Annotated in this window: 18 protein-coding genes; 7 read left to right on the top strand and 11 right to left on the bottom strand. The window is 55.8% G+C overall.

Translation table 11 applies throughout. The features are described from left to right. Positions 1–14 precede the first annotated feature (14 nt). From fliI to fliF, 4 genes are read right to left on the bottom strand one after another with little or no spacing between them, the layout of a single operon-like run. Positions 15–1379: a flagellar protein export ATPase FliI gene (gene fliI, locus AAF463_RS12000; RefSeq protein ID WP_008105395.1), complete on the bottom strand. Its 1365-nt coding sequence runs from the start codon at positions 1377–1379 to the stop codon at positions 15–17. Then, positions 1379–2080, bottom strand: coding sequence for a flagellar assembly protein FliH (fliH, locus tag AAF463_RS11995; RefSeq protein ID WP_137386041.1), 702 nt, complete (start codon positions 2078–2080; stop codon positions 1379–1381). Before fliH ends, fliI begins: the two co-directional genes overlap by 1 nt. Beyond that, the gene (gene fliG, locus AAF463_RS11990; RefSeq protein ID WP_101763955.1) at positions 2073–3065 is read right to left on the bottom strand and encodes a flagellar motor switch protein FliG; all 993 of its coding nucleotides are present in this window, start codon (positions 3063–3065) and stop codon (positions 2073–2075) included. The genes fliH and fliG overlap by 8 nt, the downstream gene beginning before the upstream one ends. After that, positions 3062–4792 carry a flagellar basal-body MS-ring/collar protein FliF gene (gene fliF / locus AAF463_RS11985; RefSeq protein ID WP_350260845.1) on the bottom strand — a complete coding sequence of 577 codons (1731 nt, stop codon included), beginning with the start codon at positions 4790–4792 and terminating at the stop codon, positions 3062–3064. Before fliF ends, fliG begins: the two co-directional genes overlap by 4 nt. Before the next feature lie 258 nt (positions 4793–5050). Between fliF and fliE the strand changes: the two genes are divergently transcribed. Both fliE and AAF463_RS11975 read left to right on the top strand, forming a co-directional pair. Then, on the top strand, positions 5051–5362 hold the full coding sequence (gene fliE, locus AAF463_RS11980) for a flagellar hook-basal body complex protein FliE (protein ID WP_154189968.1): 312 nt from the start codon (positions 5051–5053) through the stop codon (positions 5360–5362). A 128-nt stretch (positions 5363–5490) separates the two neighbouring features. Further along, positions 5491–6198, top strand: coding sequence for a YnfC family lipoprotein (locus tag AAF463_RS11975; protein WP_350260844.1), 708 nt, complete (start codon positions 5491–5493; stop codon positions 6196–6198). A 31-nt stretch (positions 6199–6229) separates the two neighbouring features. Here the strand turns inward: AAF463_RS11975 and AAF463_RS11970 are convergent, their stop codons facing one another. Beyond that, positions 6230–7441, bottom strand: a complete 1212-nt coding sequence (locus tag AAF463_RS11970; protein ID WP_350260843.1) for a diguanylate phosphodiesterase — start codon at positions 7439–7441, stop codon at positions 6230–6232. A 120-nt stretch (positions 7442–7561) separates the two neighbouring features. Continuing rightward, the gene (locus AAF463_RS11965) at positions 7562–8209 is read right to left on the bottom strand and encodes a S24 family peptidase (RefSeq protein ID WP_217546280.1); all 648 of its coding nucleotides are present in this window, start codon (positions 8207–8209) and stop codon (positions 7562–7564) included. Between the two features lie 144 nt (positions 8210–8353). On the opposite strand from AAF463_RS11965, the gene AAF463_RS11960 reads away from it, so the two are divergent. From AAF463_RS11960 to AAF463_RS11945, 4 genes are all read left to right on the top strand, one after another. Then, positions 8354–8743, top strand: coding sequence for a hypothetical protein (locus tag AAF463_RS11960; RefSeq protein WP_110866415.1), 390 nt, complete (start codon positions 8354–8356; stop codon positions 8741–8743). Then, on the top strand, positions 8724–9053 hold the full coding sequence (locus AAF463_RS11955) for a hypothetical protein (RefSeq protein WP_192233531.1): 330 nt from the start codon (positions 8724–8726) through the stop codon (positions 9051–9053). Before AAF463_RS11960 ends, AAF463_RS11955 begins: the two co-directional genes overlap by 20 nt. An 82-nt stretch (positions 9054–9135) precedes the next feature. Further along, the gene (locus tag AAF463_RS11950; protein WP_350260842.1) at positions 9136–9576 is read left to right on the top strand and encodes a hypothetical protein; all 441 of its coding nucleotides are present in this window, start codon (positions 9136–9138) and stop codon (positions 9574–9576) included. 156 nt (positions 9577–9732) lie between these two features. Continuing rightward, positions 9733–9999 carry a hypothetical protein gene (locus tag AAF463_RS11945; protein ID WP_217546284.1) on the top strand — a complete coding sequence of 89 codons (267 nt, stop codon included), beginning with the start codon at positions 9733–9735 and terminating at the stop codon, positions 9997–9999. A gap of 20 nt (positions 10000–10019) precedes the next feature. Here the strand turns inward: AAF463_RS11945 and AAF463_RS11940 are convergent, their stop codons facing one another. After that, positions 10020–10259, bottom strand: a complete 240-nt coding sequence (locus AAF463_RS11940) for a DinI-like family protein (protein ID WP_101764035.1) — start codon at positions 10257–10259, stop codon at positions 10020–10022. 63 nt (positions 10260–10322) lie between these two features. Between AAF463_RS11940 and iraP the strand changes: the two genes are divergently transcribed. Beyond that, a complete protein-coding gene (gene iraP, locus AAF463_RS11935) occupies positions 10323–10616 on the top strand; it encodes an anti-adapter protein IraP (RefSeq protein ID WP_061717593.1) in 294 nt (97 codons plus the stop codon). A 197-nt stretch (positions 10617–10813) separates the two neighbouring features. Here the strand turns inward: iraP and AAF463_RS11930 are convergent, their stop codons facing one another. The 4 genes from AAF463_RS11930 to AAF463_RS11915 form a co-directional block, all read right to left on the bottom strand. Further along, on the bottom strand, positions 10814–11137 hold the full coding sequence (locus AAF463_RS11930) for a DUF6388 family protein (protein ID WP_101764036.1): 324 nt from the start codon (positions 11135–11137) through the stop codon (positions 10814–10816). Positions 11138–11291: 154 nt separating this feature from the next. Beyond that, positions 11292–12584, bottom strand: coding sequence for a sugar ABC transporter substrate-binding protein (locus AAF463_RS11925; protein ID WP_350260841.1), 1293 nt, complete (start codon positions 12582–12584; stop codon positions 11292–11294). An 8-nt stretch (positions 12585–12592) separates the two neighbouring features. Continuing rightward, complete coding sequence (locus AAF463_RS11920; RefSeq protein WP_350260840.1) at positions 12593–13057, bottom strand: methyl-accepting chemotaxis protein; 465 nt, start codon at positions 13055–13057, stop codon at positions 12593–12595. Then, entirely contained in the window at positions 13054–14136 is a 1083-nt protein-coding gene (locus AAF463_RS11915) for an MCP four helix bundle domain-containing protein (protein ID WP_350260839.1), read from the bottom strand. Before AAF463_RS11915 ends, AAF463_RS11920 begins: the two co-directional genes overlap by 4 nt. Between the last annotated feature and the right edge of the window lie 192 nt (positions 14137–14328).

Genomic DNA, 14328 nt, shown 5'->3' with positions numbered 1-14328 from the left:
AACCTCGTTTGGCGTTAACCGAACATCGCCTGCAGATGCAAACAGGCATCGTCGTAGTCGCTGCGTTCGAAAATGCCCTGATGCAGGAAGGCTTCCATCTCGGGATAGAGCTTGATGGCGCGGTCCAGCATCGGATCGCTGCCTGCGGCATACGCCCCCACACTCACCAGATCGCGGTTGCGCTGGAAGCTGGAGAGCAACTGTTTGAACTGACGCACGCGCGCGTAGTGCGTCTCATCAATTAATGAGGTCATGGCGCGGCTGATTGACGCTTCGATATCAATTGCCGGATAGTGACCGGCTTCCGCCAGACGGCGCGACAGCACGATGTGGCCGTCGAGAATCGCACGCGCCGAGTCGGCAATCGGATCTTGCTGATCGTCGCCTTCGGTCAGCACGGTATAAAAGGCGGTGATTGAACCGCCGCCGTGCGTACCGTTACCGGCACGTTCCACCAGCGCGGGCAGTTTGGCGAACACCGAAGGCGGATACCCTTTGGTCGCCGGCGGCTCACCGATGGCCAGTGCGATTTCACGTTGCGCCATGGCGTAGCGGGTGAGGGAATCCATAATCAGCAGCACATGCTGGCCGCGATCGCGGAAATCTTCAGCGATACGCGTGGCATAGGCGGCACCCTGCATACGCAGCAGCGGCGAGACGTCCGCCGGCGCGGCGATCACCACCGAACGCGCACGGCCTTCGGCACCGAGAATATTTTCAATGAACTCTTTAACTTCACGGCCACGTTCACCAATCAACCCCACCACGATCACGTCGGCTTTGGTGTAGCGCGCCATCATGCCGAGCAGCACGCTTTTACCGACGCCGGAACCGGCGAACAGGCCCATACGTTGACCGCGACCCACGGTGAGCAGGGCATTGATGGCGCGCACGCCGGTATCCAGCACATCTTCAATCGGCGTACGTTGCAGCGGGTTGAACGGTGCGGTGATCAGCGGGGCGCGATAGCCGGTTTCCGGCGCGGGTAAACCGTCGAGGGGTTTGCCGCTGCCGTCCAGCACGCGACCCAGCAGTTCCGGGCCCAGCAACATCTGTTTGCCGCTGTGCCCGCTGTCGCCACTGACGCGCGCATAAACGCGTGCGCCCGGTAAAATACCGTCAACTTCTTCCAGCGGCATCATCAGCAGTTTCTGCCCGTTGAAGCCGACCACTTCACTTTCAACTTCAGTGATCTTGCTGCCATCGGTACGTTCAATAATGCAGGTAGCACCGAGCGGCAGCTGCAGGCCGGTGGCTTCCAGCACTAAGCCGGTGGCGCGCGTCAGGCGACCGTAACGACGCACGGTTTGTACCTGTGAAATGCGTTCTTCGAAGGCGTCGAGCGCGCCGAGCCAGCGTGAAAGGCGTGAGGAGGTCATTACAGTGTCCCCGGAGCGGCCAGGCGGCACAGCTCCTGCCAGCGTGTTGCCACGCTCGCATCAAGGTCGCCATCTTCGGCGCTAAGCTTACAGCCGCCAGGATGCAGCGTGCTGTCGGCCAGCAAGCGCCAGCCGTGCAGATCGAGCGTTGGACCCAGCGTCTGCTCAATGCGCTGCAGATCGTCCGGATGGACGCGCAGCTGCGGTTTGCCGCTGAACATCGGTTCCTGCTGAATCAGCTGCTGGATTTGACGCAGCAGGGCGGTGCCGTCAACCTGCGTGGCCTGGCCAATCACCGTGCGCGCGGCTTCCAGCGCCAGCTGCATCAGACGTGAAGCGATTACGCTGTCGAGTGCTTCGAGCGTGTGATGGAACTCAGTCACCAGCTGCTGCATACGTGCCTGCAGCGGCGCTTGCTGCTGCTGCGCATCGGCTAAGCCTTGCTGGAAACCGGCGTCATAACCGTTCTGTTGCGCTTCGGCGAAACCTTTCTGATAGCCTTCGCTGTAGCCTTGCGTCTGCGCATCTTTGCGCATCTGCTGCTGCATGCGTTCCAGCTGTTGCTGCTGTTCCGCTTCGGCGCTCAGTTCGACATCGATCTCCGGCTCCTCTAACTGAGGTTCCGGTTCGGCACCGAACGGGCTGCCTAAATCATCAGGCTGCCAGCGCTGCCACGCGCGGGCGGAAAAGGCATCAGACATAGGTTTCCTCGCCACCACCAATCACCATCTCGCCGGATTCTGCTAAGCGGCGCACCACCAGAAGAATGGCCTTCTGCTCGTTCTCCACCGCCGACATACGTACCGGACCCCGGTTGGCCAGATCGTCGCGCAGGATATCGGCCGCACGGGCGGACATGTTTTTGAGGAACTTCTCGCGCAGCGGCTGTTCGGCACCTTTCAATGCCACCAGCAACTGCTCGGATTCCACTTCCTGCAACAGACGCTGGATGCTGCGGTCGTCCACTTCCACCAGGTTTTCGAACAGGAACATCTCGTCGATGATCTTCTGTGCCAGCTCGCCATCGAAGTCGCGTACTGCTTCGATAACCGCTTCTTCCTGCTGGGTTTTCATCAGGTTGATAATTTCTGCTGCGGTTCTCACGCCGCCCATCTTCGCGCGCTTGAGGTTGGTGCCGTCGAGCAGGCCATTCAGTACTTCGGTCAACTCCGCCAGCGCCGCCGGCTGGACACCGCCGAAGGTGGCGATACGCAGCATCACATCGTGACGCAGACGCTCGTCGAACAGCGCCAGAATATCCGCCGCCTGACCACGTTTGAGGTGGACAAGGATGGTGGCGATAATCTGCGGATGCTCGTCGCGAATAAGGTCGGCCGCCGCCTGTGGCTCCATGAAGTTGAGCGTTTCCATACCGCTGGTGGTCTCGTTTTTCTCGAGAATATCTTCCAGCAGGCTTGAAGCTCGCTCCTCGCCCAACGCTTTGATCAGCACCGAACGCAGATAATCGTTGGAGTTGAGGCTCAGCGCCGCAAACTGTTCGGCATCGGCTTCGAACTCGCGCAGCACTTCGGTCAGCTGTTTGTGTGAAACCTGGCGCATGTTGGCCATGGCGCCACTCAGGTGCTGAACTTCACGCTGGTTAAGGTGTTTGAACACCTCCGCCGCGCGCTCTTCGCCGATGGTCATCATCAGAATGGCGCTTTTTTCTGTACCGGTCAGACTCATAGTTCTTTACTCATCCATTCGCGGATAACCAGCGCGACGACGCGCGGATCGTTTTCAGACATGTCGCGGATACGCTGGCTCATCACCTCGGCGCTCATGCGGTTAGTAGATTTACGCTCCTGATCCAGCTCGTCTTTGCTGAGCTGAACGTTAAAGGCTTCTTCTTCTTCCATGGCCGCAGAGCGTGCCGCCAGCGCTTCAGCCGCTGCCTTCTCCTGCTCTTTCTTACGCATCAGCTGTGGACGAACCAGCTTGCGATAGAGGATGAAGCCAACCAACGCCACCAGCAGCCAGCGACCGGCAGTCATCAGCTGATCGAAGAATGATTGCTGCTGCCAGAATGGCAGGTCGCCACCGCTTGGTTCGGTCATGTTGAACTGAGAGTTCACCACGTTGACGCTGTCGCCACGGGTTTGTGAATAGCCCATCGCTTCACGGGTTAAATCTTCAATCTGCTTGATCTGCTGCTCGTTAAGCGCCACCGCTTTGCCTTTACCGTCGTCGCGGTAGTTCACCACCACGGCAACCGACAGGCGCTGCACATCGCCGACGTTCAGCTTGGTATGACGAATGGTGCGGTCCAGCTCATAGTTCACCGTGTCGTTGCGCGTTGAGCTACTCGGGCCAGAAGGCTGTGCGGTGCTGGTGGTGCTGCCGTTATTCTGCGCATTGGCGGTTTGCGCGTTGGCGTTTTGGCCGTTGGCATTATTGTTGTTATTCGTTGGCGGATTGGTCACCGGCGCGGTATTGGCTGGCGCAGGCTGATTCGACAATGCACCCGGCACGCCGCCTGGATACGGGCTGCCATTCTGTTCGGAGTTGCTGGTCTGGCGTGAACGCACCGCGCTGTTGTTAGGATTGGCGTTCGGCTGGTATTTCTCGTCGGTCTGCTCGCTGCGGTCGAAGTTGATCTGCGCCGTCACCTGCGCATGCACATTGCCCTGACCGACAATCGGATTGAGGATCGCTTCGATACGCTGCTGGAAGCGCGCTTCCACTTCAGACGCATATTTCAGTTGCGCGTCATTCAGGTCGCGACCTTCGCTGTCAGAGCGGGTTAACAGACGACCGGCCTGATCGACAACGGTCACGTTGCCCGGCGGTAAACCGGCCACGCTGCTGGAAACCATATGCTGAATGGCCTGAATTTGGCCTTCATCTAAGGCGCGGCCTGGCTGCAGGTTCAGCGTCACCGAGGCGGAAGGGGCTTTCTGCTCACGCACGAATAAGGTCGGTTTCGGCATTGCCAGATGCACGCGTACGCTCTTCACCGGACCGAGCGTTTCGATGGTGCGCGACAGTTCACCTTCCAGCGCACGCTGATAGTTGATCTGCTCGCTGAACTGGCTGATCCCGAACTTCTCTTTGTCCATCAGTTCGAAGCCAACGTTGCCGCCTTTCGGTAAGCCTTGTTGTGCCAGACGCAGACGCAGCTCATGCACTTTATCGGCGGGCACCATCAGTGCTCCACCGTTATCGGCGAACTGGTAAGGGATGTTCATTTGCGTCAGCTGCGTGACGATCGCGCCACCATCCTCATCGGAGAGGTTGTTATAAAGCACGCGATAGTCTGGCGCTTTTGCCCACAGCACCAACGCAAACACCACCGCGATAACCGCAGCAGCAGCGATAATTAAGGGAATACGCGGATTGGCGCGCAGGCGGGCGAGAAGGTCACTGAAGCCTTTCTTAGCTGTATCCTGTGTAGCGGCTGCACTCGCATTCATGACCGATTCCTGCCTGACATTATTGATCGGGTGTGGTGTTGTGGTGACAAAACGTACTCCCTGAAGACTTCTCCCCTAAAATCGGGAGAGGAGAAAAATTAAATTCCACTTAATGGCAGGCATTATTTGTTGAAAGCCGCGACATCGATGGGTGGATAAGCCGGGTTTTTTGCGGTCATTTAGCGCCTTTGTCCTATTGACAGTGTGTTAACTTTCTCATCGTGAAAATTTAATCACTTCTTCAATAGGGGTCAGTCAATGTCAATTCAGGCGATTGAGGGTGTGCTGCAGCAGCTGCAGATGACGTCTCTGCAGGCCAGCGGTAAGCAAGTGGAGTCCACTAATCAGGTCGATTTCAGTGCCACCATGAAAGCAGCACTCGACAAGATTAGCGAAACCCAGACAACGGCCCGCGCTCAGGCGCAGGATTTCGAAATGGGTAAACCGGGTATCCAGTTAAATGATGTGATGGTCGATCTGCAAAAATCCTCTATTTCCATGCAGATGGGCGTGCAGGTGCGTAACAAACTGGTGTCGGCGTATACCGATATTATGAGCATGCAGGTTTAGTTTCTTTCGGGTATTTCTTTCGGGTATAGTCCAGCGCGGTAATGGTGTTATATCAGGCGGGAAGGTTGCTGCATCACAGTGAGTACACCGCCAAACGCGCTGCCTTATTTTGAGAAGAGGATTCTCACGTGAAGAAAACCCTGCTGTTTTTAATCGCTATTGTCCTGCTCACGGGATGTGACAAGGATGACGCGACTTACTACTCGCAAATGAAAAACTTTGCCTATTTGTATCAATTCGAAGCGCTGCCCGGCAACGTCAAAACGACCCATCAAACGCTGTTTACCGCCGACGGCCAGCAGATCTTCGAAGTGAATGTCGATTTCGACCGCAACGGCTGTCCGACGCACGTGAAATCGGTGCGCAAACAGGGCGAAGTGATTGATGTCACGCTCGATGGCGACCAATTAAAAGGCAGTGAAAACGGTCAGGACGTGGTGGTGACGCTGGATAAGAACTGCGCCATGGTGAAGAAAGTCACGCCGACCATGACCGTGGATATTGCCTATAACAAACAGGGTTTGGTTGAGCAGATCTCATCGCCCGCCTCCGATGCCGCGTTTCACCTCGCTTATAATAGCGCCGGTGAAATGGCGGTATTGAGTATTACCCAGGCCGGAACGGAAGTGTCGCGTGCTACCGCGGTGCGAGCAGAAGATAAGAAAAAGATCTCTGACGTGGTCACCACGGTGAAGCGAAATGACCAAATTAAAACCGTCAGTAATGTCTGCAAATACAAACACGACGTTCCCTATTATTGCGACATTATTAGCGTTGACGCGGCAGGCAACGTGATTGATAAGCAGTATGGCAATATTGAGGTAACGTATTACTGATTGGTGGGGTCGCCATGCATGGCGACCAACACTATTTAATCTCCGGCCATGCAACAGCCGGGAATCCATTCAGCAGCGGATAAGCAAACAGGAAACCCTGGAACTGGCTAATGCCTGCGGCTTCCAGCCACATCCACTCTTCAGCTTGCTCGACACCTTCGGCAATCACCGCAATCTCCAGCGATGCGCAGCACTTAATGATGGCGTGCATGATCGCCTGCTTCGGTCCGCTTTTGTGCACATCGCGGATCAGCTCGCGATCGATTTTGATTTTGTCCGGCTGGAATTTTGATAACAGCGACAAGCCAGCAAAACCGGCACCAAAATCGTCCAGCGCGAGGCTGATACCTGCCGCTTTCAACTTTCTCACTTCGGCAGCAAATTCATCCGAGCGCGAAATGATCTCATTTTCGGTCACTTCGACAATCACCTGCTGCGGCACCAGCCCGCTGGCGTTGATCTCAGTAAGCAGGAATTCCACCGCGTTTGGCACCGTCACCAGTGACATCGGCAGCAGATTGATCGACAGACGATGCTCGCCAATCCCCAGTTTGCTCGCCACGCGAAAGGCCAGACGTTTCGATTTGATATCCGCGTGATAAATCGCTTCGCCGCCAAACGCGGAGAAATACTCATCGGGTGAGCCACCGTTTGGCGTGCGGATCAGCGCTTCAAACGAAGTGACGCGGCGCGCGAAGGGATCAATGATGGGTTGAAAAGCAAAGCGGCAATCCTGCAGGCTCTGATCGATACCCTCCAGATCGTTCTGCCATTCAATATCCGGAACAAATTCCCAGGTATTGGCTGGCGGGATCTCGAAGTAGTTCTCTTTGTCGCGCGCCACCACGAAGGTACGCAAAAACTGCAGCGCGCGATCTTTGTAGGTGAGCTGATAACGCGAGGTGCCTTTATCCAGCACAGCTTGCAGCACATTGTCCTTGTCATGCTCGCGCAGATCGAACAGCTCCATGCCGACTTTGCCAAAACGGCGTTCAGGCGCGAAGTCGTGCATTAACTCCACCAGATTATGGTGGCGTGCGTCCTGACAAATACGCTTGTATATGCCCTGAACGGACTCACGCGGTCCTTCCAGCAGCTGGAAGAAGTGCAGGCCGTCGAACAGCAGGATGCCAGTAACGTCGAAGTTTTTATTTTTGCTATTGGCTTTAGCAACCATATCTTCGAGCGTTTTGATTGGCACGTGATCGTGCAGATGGCTGCGGTAAATAATTGTGGTGAGCATCGAGATTGTCCGGATAATTTATTATTTTGCGGCTAGATTAGCAGCCTTACCGCGGGGTCTGTCCATAGCTTCCCGCGATCAGGCTAAACTTTTTTTATTATAACAGCTTAAGCGAAGCGGCTAGCCGCTTCGGTAACGTCGCAACTCCATCAGCGTGCCGATAATTTCTAGCGCCGATTCCGCCGAATGCAGCTGCGGAAAGTCATCATTTAACGCGCGCAATGTGAAGATCTGCTCATCCTGCTGTTGCGTTTGCAGGCGATAAATGCGCACTCGTGCCACGCCATCCACCAGCGCCAGCACCACATCGCCCGGCTGCGGCTGAACGTCAGGATCAAAAATCACTTTGTCACCGGGCCGGTAATCGGGCTGCATCGCCTGATCGTCTATCGTGACCGCCAGCGCGCCATCGCTCAACTGACTCTCGCTGTAGAGAAAGTGGGCAGCCTGCTGTTTGAGCAACAACCGTTCCTCGCTCAACCACGCTGACGCTTGCGCCAGGCTAATCAATGGTACCGCCGCAACCGGTGCGGCTTTGGCGTGGGTGGCAAACACTTCGCCATCCCCGTCGATAATCCATGCCGCCGTGCATTGCAGCCACTGCGCGAGCCGCAGCAAATTTTCGCCACGCGGTACGGTTTCCTCTTTTTCCCACTGCGATACAGCCACATGCGACACCCCAATGCTTTGGGCCAGCGCCTGCTGCGTCAACTGTAGTGCTTTACGTCGTGCCCGGATGCGCTCACCGGAAGATTCTTTTTTCATCATCTTGACATCTCCTGAAGGAACGACTTAAGTATACTTAAATTCATAAGTTAAAGTAAACTTAAATTCAGGCGTTGACCGCGAAGCTGGCAAGGGTGGTCAGCGTGCTTATGGGGCACATCCCTTGCCAGGGGTGAGAGGTGAAGCATGGAAAGTAGTTTAGTCACCAGCGTAGGTGCGTTGCTTCTCGGCGGCGGCGCAGCAGCTGTGTTCTGGAAACCGTTAATGGCGGGTATCGCCGCTATCGTCACCAGCAATCGTGCCGGTGGGGAGATCATCACCAGTTACAAAGAACAGGTAATGCTGCTCAAAGAGGGTCACGCCTTGATGCGCCAGGAAAACGATGAATTGCGCATCCGACATGACAAAAACCTGCGGCGTATCTCTTCGCTGGAAACCGATCTGCGGCTGATAAAAAACGCCCTGAGCATTTTGCTGGCCACCACGGAAGCCGAGCACAGCGAGAAGTTTCGCAGCCAGGTTAACCAACTGATTACCACTCTGGAGGAGAGTCGTGATGATGCAGATAAACAGTGAGTACGTAGTGAAAAACCATCGGCGCCAACTGTTCTTCGGCGGCTTTTTGCTGATGTTGTCTTTGATGTGCGTGGCGATGACGGTGCTATTCCTGTTCGTCAGTAACAGCGCCAATCAGCGTGTTGAAGAGATTCGACAGCAATATCGAACCATATCGGAACGACGTGAAGCACGCGTGGCGGAGCTTACCAGCCAGCTGGTGGCGCTGCAGAACAAGCTCGATGGCACCGTGAAGCACCCGGTCAGCAATCCGGCTGACAAAGGGAAACCGGCAGAAGGAGATAAGTCGCCACCTCAACCCAAGCGTTAAGGAGGGCATCATGCGAATTACCCCGTGGATTGCAGCCAGTCTTGCCCGACTGCGATCTTTATTCAGTATGAAGGAGAGCATTATGAGCGATCAAACTGTCATCAATCCAACCAGCACCATCGCATCGTCACCAGCGGAAGATTTCGCCAACGAAGTCGCCACGCCCGTTGCTGCACCTGAAGTTGCGCCCGCAGCGGCAGCGGCACAAGCTGAAGTTCCACCGGCTACGGCACCCGAGGCGATAACCGCTGCACCCGCGCAGGCGGCGGCCACTGCCGCGCCTGAGGCGGCAACGCCTGCGCCTGCCGAAGTTGCGCCGCCCAACGAACCGGACATCGCTGCTCCCGCTGCAGCCGATGCGCCACCAGCCGCCGCAACGGCGCAGAGCCACGACGGAACTCAGGCGTTCTCAGAAGGGGTGAAGGATTTCGTCAGAGCGTTTAGCTTTGTCGAGCAGGGCGTAATCAAACTGGGCGATGCCGCGAAAAGTGAGCTGATTGATCTGGCGAGGAAGTATCTGTAATGCCTGACGACTCAGCATCGGGGACCGGGATGTCCCCTGTTTACTAACAGGTTTTAGTCACTTCCGATTATTCCTAAGGCAGCTTCGATATTTTGCACTACATTTAATCATTCAAGCGTTATTTAAATCGTCTTATTAAGCGAAAAGGAAGATAGCATGAGTGATACAGAAACTGTAAAAACCAAAACTGAATACTTGCGTGATGTCACCTCCCAGCTTAAAGAGATGCGCCACTACGCGCAGACCAACACTGAGACGCTATCTGGCCACTGGCTGGCGTTTGATGCGGGTGAGTATAAAGACACCGAATACGCGGGACGCTTCGACACCTTGCTGAACAAGCAGGGCAAGCTGCTGGATGACATTGATGCGGCGATTCAGGATCTCGAAATCGCCATCAACCATGCTGAGCAGGAAAGCTAAGCGCCTAGCGTACTGGTGGCCTAATCGGCCACCAGCCACATTTCCGCCTCATCAAACATCTCTTCAACAATCCGCGCAACTGTCGCTTTATCGTTCTTACTCATATCAGTATCTATTGCGTTACGCTCCATCGGTTTGACGCGCACCTCAATATCGGGAAAGACGCGCTGTACACGCTTTTCCAACTCCTGCAAAATCATCTCGCGTGCACCCGGTAATCCGGCCACGTTACGCTTATCGTAAATCAACTCCACAAACATCAGGGTCGTTCCATTCATTGGATCGGGTGCGATATAGTACTGTAAATAAAAACAGGGGTAAATATGCGCCAACTGGTTATCGATATCTTATTGAAAATGGCAAAAATGGATGTGGAAGCAAAAGAGCTGGTGGCGCAGGTAGAGGCGCAGTCGTTATTGATTGCCGCGCTGCTGATTCAGGCGAAAGAGAATAACTCGTTGACTATTTCCGATACGGTGCAGGAGGCAATTGTTACCGCTTCGCGCGCATCGCAGGAATTTTTACAGTCCGATGTTGATCTGCTGCTGACCCACGTCAATCGTCTGCTGGCGGTGGCAAGTTATATCGAAGTAAAAGGGATTGAGCGGGAAGGGTAAGAAAAAATATTACCTCTGGAAGTGGAAATCCAGCAACACTTCCAGAGGCGGTGCAACAGCACCATTCGTTCAAGGACAATCTACGACTGACGTCGTGATGAGTAAGTTATACAAGTTTTCTCAACTTGTACAACTTTTTCCTGAACATTTTGTGTGGTTGGCGATGCATCTTTGATGCCGTTTCAGTGCGTGGCCGATTACAACTCGTTTTTGATGCAGAACTCTTCCCACGTCATGCCTAAGGCTTCCGCGTGAGATTTCAGATACTTTTCAATGGCATCCGCGGCGACGGCTTTATCGGGCTCCGCCAGCTGAATGGAAAACAACATGCCATCCAGCTTCTTCTGACGCAAAAATGCGGCATAAATACGTTCTGCATGCCAGTCGCGTAACTGCGCTAATGACAGGTTCGCCTGGCGGGCATCGCTTTCGGTGAGTTCATCCAGTGCAGACTGGAAATCGGGGTGAGCGGCGAAAAACATCGTGCGCGCCTGAGCGTAATACTCTTCTGGGGTTTTCATTCGGTGTTCCTGCGTATCAACTTGCGCGCTAGTGTAACGCGCGCATGTGGCCTTGTCAGTTTCCGATCTTACAGAACATGGGCATCGTAGCGGCGCAATTTACTGCGCGATAAAGCGCGCCGCTACGGTATGTGCAACTTGTGATCACCGCCTATCAATGCATCTGCTGATAAATCCGCGTCACATCTTGTTGGTTCTTTGCCAGCGTTTCATCCAGCGTCAGTTTACCGCTCAGCATATCCGCCAGATTCTGCCCGACGGCGTTACCCATCTGATCAAATCCGGGAATACTCACGTACTGCACGCCCTGATAAGGCACCGGATTGAGCGTCGGCTGCTCGACGGTAGCCGAATCAATCGCCGCACGCACCTGCGCGGCATACGGCGCCAGGCGCTGATAGCTCGCCTGCTGATACGTCGAATTGCGACTGCCCGGCGGCACCGCGCCCCAGCCGACGGTATCGGCCACTTGCTGGATATACTGTTTTGACGTCGCCCAGCTAATAAAGGCAATCGCCGCCTCGCGATTCGGCGTATTCGCCGGTACCGCCAGCGCCCACGACCATAACCAATTGGAGCCGTTACGCGTTATGCCGCCCGGCGCAGGCGCAAAGGCCAGCTTATCGGCGACTAAAGAGATCTGCGGATTCACCAGCAAACCGGCTGCCACCGTACTGTCGATCCACATGGCACATTTGCCTTGCGCAGTCAGGCGCAGAATCTGGCCGAAACTGTTTTTCACCGTATCCGCGGGTCCATCCTGCTTCACCACCTGCAAATAATCCCCCAGCGCCTCGCGCCACTCCGGCGAGTTGAGCGTCGGCTGCCAGTTTTCATCAAACCACTGCGCGCCATAGGCATTCGCCATGGTGGTCATGAACGCCACGTTATCGCCCCAGCCAGGCTGGCCGCGCAGGCACAAACCGTAAATGCCTTTCTGCGGGTCAGTCAGTTTGGCGGCGAAGTTTTTGATATCGGTCCAGTCGGGATTATCGGGCATGGTTAACCCTTTCTGCGCAAACAGATCTTTGCGGTAATAGGTCATGCTGCTTTCACCGTAGAACGGCAGGGCGTAAAGCGTTTGCTGAAACGACAGCGCTTTGCGCACTGGCGCGATGAGATCATCGCTGTCGTAATCGGCGGGCAGCTTATTGAGCGGCGCCAGCCAGCCTTTTTCACCCCACAGCGGCGCTTCATAGGTGCCGACGGTGATGACATCGAACTGCGCCTGGCCGCTATTCATCGCCGACAGCACCGCCTGACGCAGCGCGCCATCGTACATCACATGCCATTGCAGTTTGACGTCAGGATGTTCCTGCTCATAGCGCGTGGCGAGCTGCTGCATGATGGTCATATCGCCGTTGGCGATGGTGGCGATATTCAGCGTGGTCGCGGCGTGGCTCAACAGCGGCAACGCCGCCATTATCGCGAGAAGTTTACGCATCATTTCGCTCCTTAGCGCTGTTGCAGGTTGAAGAAGGCCATCTTCTCCACCAGCAATCCGGCATGTTCGCTGACGGTCTGGCTGGCGGCGCTGGCTTCCTGCACCAGCGAGGCGTTTTGCTGCGTCGCGCCATCCATCTGAATCACTGCGGTGTTGACCTGTTCAATGCCGCTGGATTGCTGGCGGCTGGCTACGGCAATTTCCCCGACAATATCCACCACGCGCGCCACGCCCAGATTGATGTCATTGAGCATCGCGCCGGAACGCTGCACCAGCGCACTGCCGGCTTCCACTTTACCCACGCTGGCATCGATCAACGCTTTAATCTCGTGCGCGGCTCCAGCGGATCGCTGCGCCAGCTGACGCACTTCGGACGCCACCACGGCAAAGCCGCGCCCCTGTTCGCCCGCGCGCGCTGCTTCGACAGCCGCGTTGAGCGCCAGCAGGTTGGTCTGGAAGGCGATCTCATCGATCACCCGTTGATATCCGCGATGCGTTTGCTGGAAGATTCGATCTCCTCCATCGCGCTAACCGCATCACGCAACACGCTGCTGCCACGTTCGGCTTGATGACGCACGTCGGTGGCCAGTTCGTTGGCCTGCGCAGCGTTATCGGCGTTGTGTTTCACCGTGGCGGTCATTTGCTCCATGCTGGCGGCGGTCTGTTCCAGCGAGCTGGCCTGCGAATGGGTGCGTTCAGAGAGATCGTCATTGCCATCGGCCATCTGACGCGCCGCATCACTCAGCGCAGTGGCGCTTTCGCCCACGTCGCGCACGATCTCCGCCAGACGCACATCCATACGCAGCAGCGACTGCATCAGTTCGCCCATCTCATCGCGCGAAACGCTGCCGATATCATGGTTCAGTTCACCGGCCGCAATCGATTCGGCCAGCTCGCGTGCCTGAGCAATCGAGCGGTTGATCGAGCGGATCAGCAGCCAGCCAAACACCAGCGCCACGCTCAGCCCGACCAGCAATATGATAATCAGGCTGTTACGCGCCAGCTGGTAATCGCTGTTGCTCTGCTGATAGGTGAGCTCCGCATGCTGGCGCATTAACGCATCAAGCTGATCGATGTCCTGTTGCAGCAGCTGACTGCCGCTGCGCAGGCGGGTTTCAATCACCACCAGCGCGCCGGACGGGTTGCCGCCCTTTAGCAGTTCACCGGCATCTTTCAGCGCGGTTTGCCAGCCATCGAGATGGCTGATGAATTGCTGGCTAAGCGGTTTGGTTTGCGCATCAAACGACAGCTGCTGCCAGGTTTGGCGGTCTTTGGCTATCTGCTCGCCGTACTGCGCGATGCGCGCCAGACGTTTCTCCACTTCACTGCTGTCGGTCCAGTAGCGCAGGGCATCGAACAGGGTCGCGGATTGTTCCTGCACCATGCGATACAGGCGGGATGAATATTGCAGCGGTAACAGCTCATTCTGATAGGCGTTTTGCGCCCGTTGGTCGGCGGCGCGCAGGCCGATGATTCCCCAGATGGCGGCAACAATCAGTAAAATGCACAGCAGGCCAACAATCGATGTCAGACGCGCGCGAAGGGTCAATCGCATAACGGGATTCTCCGTAACGAAGGTGAGTGTGTAATCGGTCATTATTGTTTTTACAGGCACTTTTAACTCCAGAAGAGTTATCGGCGCAGAAGTGAGCAGCTTGAGGAAAATCATGCGGCGCGCAGTAGATACCTTGCGCAACCTGCGGGAAAAATTATAACGTAGCCGCCATTGATGCGAGTGTAGGGACCG

The sequence above is a fragment of the Pantoea sp. BJ2 genome (genome assembly GCF_040255075.1).
Classification (GTDB): Bacteria; Pseudomonadota; Gammaproteobacteria; order Enterobacterales; family Enterobacteriaceae; genus Pantoea; species Pantoea leporis.
The sequence above is the reverse complement of the archived record's forward strand: the minus strand, read 5'-3'. Positions and strand labels throughout refer to the sequence as shown.

Coding starts and splice junctions, on each gene's coding strand:
- fliI (WP_008105395.1), bottom strand. CDS start 1,379: ATGACCTCCTCACGCCTTTCACGCTGGCTCGGCGCGCTCGACGCCTTC.
- fliH (WP_137386041.1), bottom strand. CDS start 2,080: ATGTCTGATGCCTTTTCCGCCCGCGCGTGGCAGCGCTGGCAGCCTGAT.
- fliG (WP_101763955.1), bottom strand. CDS start 3,065: ATGAGTCTGACCGGTACAGAAAAAAGCGCCATTCTGATGATGACCATC.
- fliF (WP_350260845.1), bottom strand. CDS start 4,792: ATGAATGCGAGTGCAGCCGCTACACAGGATACAGCTAAGAAAGGCTTC.
- fliE (WP_154189968.1), top strand. CDS start 5,051: ATGTCAATTCAGGCGATTGAGGGTGTGCTGCAGCAGCTGCAGATGACG.
- AAF463_RS11970 (WP_350260843.1), bottom strand. CDS start 7,441: ATGCTCACCACAATTATTTACCGCAGCCATCTGCACGATCACGTGCCA.
- AAF463_RS11965 (WP_217546280.1), bottom strand. CDS start 8,209: ATGATGAAAAAAGAATCTTCCGGTGAGCGCATCCGGGCACGACGTAAA.
- AAF463_RS11960 (WP_110866415.1), top strand. CDS start 8,354: ATGGAAAGTAGTTTAGTCACCAGCGTAGGTGCGTTGCTTCTCGGCGGC.
- AAF463_RS11955 (WP_192233531.1), top strand. CDS start 8,724: ATGATGCAGATAAACAGTGAGTACGTAGTGAAAAACCATCGGCGCCAA.
- AAF463_RS11950 (WP_350260842.1), top strand. CDS start 9,136: ATGAGCGATCAAACTGTCATCAATCCAACCAGCACCATCGCATCGTCA.
- AAF463_RS11945 (WP_217546284.1), top strand. CDS start 9,733: ATGAGTGATACAGAAACTGTAAAAACCAAAACTGAATACTTGCGTGAT.
- AAF463_RS11940 (WP_101764035.1), bottom strand. CDS start 10,259: ATGTTTGTGGAGTTGATTTACGATAAGCGTAACGTGGCCGGATTACCG.
- iraP (WP_061717593.1), top strand. CDS start 10,323: ATGCGCCAACTGGTTATCGATATCTTATTGAAAATGGCAAAAATGGAT.
- AAF463_RS11930 (WP_101764036.1), bottom strand. CDS start 11,137: ATGAAAACCCCAGAAGAGTATTACGCTCAGGCGCGCACGATGTTTTTC.
- AAF463_RS11925 (WP_350260841.1), bottom strand. CDS start 12,584: ATGATGCGTAAACTTCTCGCGATAATGGCGGCGTTGCCGCTGTTGAGC.
- AAF463_RS11915 (WP_350260839.1), bottom strand. CDS start 14,136: ATGCGATTGACCCTTCGCGCGCGTCTGACATCGATTGTTGGCCTGCTG.